Here is a 1,946-nt window from a genome sequence, read left to right on the forward strand (position 1 = left end):
GTTTCTATGGCTATGTTTTATTTTCCGACTTCCCGAACCGAAAAAGCCGTTCTTTTAACAATGATATTTGCCGTCTTGGGATTAGAACTAATAAACTCTGTTTTTGAAAGATTTCTAAATTTTCTTCAACCGGAAAGCGATGAAAGGGTCAGAAAAATTAAAGATGTTATGTCGGCTATCGTTCTATTGGCGATTCTGGGTTCAATTATGATTGGCCTAATCGTTTTTTTGCCCCATTTTTTAGGATTTTTAAAATAATAAAATTTAATGACAAATTTGGTCTTATATCGAAAATATCGTCCCCAGAAATTTTCTGAAATTATCGGTCAGGAACATATAATCCAGACCCTAACCAATGCCCTCTCTTCAGGAATGATTTCCCACGCCTATTTGTTTGCCGGGCCAAGAGGCAGCGGAAAAACAACCATGGCTCGACTTTTAGCCAAAGCCATAAATTGCTATAATCGCCGGGATGGTCAATTTGAGCCATGTCAAAAATGTTCTTCTTGTTTGGAAATTAAACAAGGAAACTCAATTGATTTAATTGAAATTGACGCTGCTTCTCATCGGGGAATTGATGAAGTAAGAGAACTAAGAGATGGCATAAAATTTGTCCCGACAAAATCAAAATATAAGGTCTATATAATTGACGAAAGTCACCAAATCACCAAAGACGCTGCCAATGCCCTTTTAAAAACCTTGGAAGAACCGCCGGCTCATGCTATTTTCGTTTTAGCCACTACCGAAATTCACAAAATGATACCAACGATTATTTCCCGCTGCCAGAGATTTGATTTTAGAAAACTGACCCGGCCGGAAATTATCAAAAGAATGGAAATTATTGCCGAAAAAGAGAGAATAAAAATTGAAAAACCGGCTTTAGAGCTAATTGCCATAAATTCCGGGGGTTCAATTAGAGACGCCGAAGGTCTATTGGACCAGGTTTTAACATTTTCGGGCGTTTTGGAAGAAAAAAGAGAAATAAAAGCTGAGGATATCAAGGACTTATTGGGATTGGTGGAAATAAATTTAGTCAGTCAATTTGTTGATTTTCTTTCTCAAAAAAAAGCAGCCCAAGCCCTTGGTTTTTTAAATGAATTAATAGAGCAGGGGAGAGACCTTCAACAATTCAGCAAAACCTTAATTGATTATCTAAGACAGGCCTTGATTTTAAAATTAACCGGGGGGGAAGAGAATAACCCCTTAATTATCGGTCTAACCAAAGAGGAATTTAAAAAACTTCAAAAACAGACGGAAATTTTTAAAGAAGAGGAATTGCGCCAAATTATAAATCTTTTTCTGGAAGCGGAAAACAAAATGAAATATTCTTCAATTCCGCAACTGCCCCTGGAATTAGCCGTAATTGAATACGTAAGTGAGGCGCAAGCCGAGCGCAACGTTGAAATGAAAACCTAGCTTTCATTGATATTGCGGGGTGGTGTAACGGTAGCACAGAGGGTTTTGGTCCCTCTGATCTAGGTTCGAATCCTAGCCCCGCAGCCAACAAAAATCGCCAAGAAGGCGATTTTTTGGTAAAATAAATTTATTAAGCCAATTAATTTTAAACAAGGCATTCTAAAATAAAAATGTGAGTCCGTTAATAGAAAATCTTTTAAAAGTTGAGGCGACCGACCATAGAAAAATTCAGGAGGAAATTCAAAACAAAAAGTCGAGCCCTTCGACAGGCTCAGGGCAGGAAATTAATTGAGCCCTGAAGTACAACGAAGTTGACTATAGAGTAAAAAATAAAAATGTGACAGAAGAATTTTTAGTTGAAAATCAATGGCTTATCTTATTAATGATTGCTTGGTGCTTGCCATGGAAAGGAGTAGCTTTGTGGAAAGCAGCTAGAAAGAATGATAAATGGTGGTTTATTGCTCTTTTAGTCATTAATACCTTAGCTATTTTAGAGATTCTTTATATCTTTGTTTTGAGTAAAAGGAAAA

General features: G+C 36.7%; 3 protein-coding genes and 1 tRNA gene. All 4 read left to right on the top strand.

What is annotated here, in order from left to right; translation table 11 throughout:
- Positions 1-258 (top strand): diacylglycerol kinase (locus KY055_02465; protein MBZ1345467.1); only part of this gene is annotated, 258 nt, incomplete at its 5' end.
- Positions 259-267: 9 nt separating this feature from the next.
- The gene (dnaX, locus tag KY055_02470; protein MBZ1345468.1) at positions 268-1,416 is read left to right on the top strand and encodes a DNA polymerase III subunit gamma/tau; all 1,149 of its coding nucleotides are present in this window, start codon (positions 268-270) and stop codon (positions 1,414-1,416) included.
- Between the two features lie 13 nt (positions 1,417-1,429).
- Positions 1,430-1,503: transfer RNA gene (locus KY055_02475), tRNA-Gln, on the top strand.
- Between the two features lie 250 nt (positions 1,504-1,753).
- Positions 1,754-1,946 (top strand): hypothetical protein (locus tag KY055_02480; GenBank protein ID MBZ1345469.1); only part of this gene is annotated, 193 nt, incomplete at its 3' end.

This window comes from Candidatus Nealsonbacteria bacterium (genome assembly GCA_019923625.1).
GTDB lineage: Bacteria > Patescibacteriota > Minisyncoccia > Minisyncoccales > RBG-13-42-11 > JAHXGN01.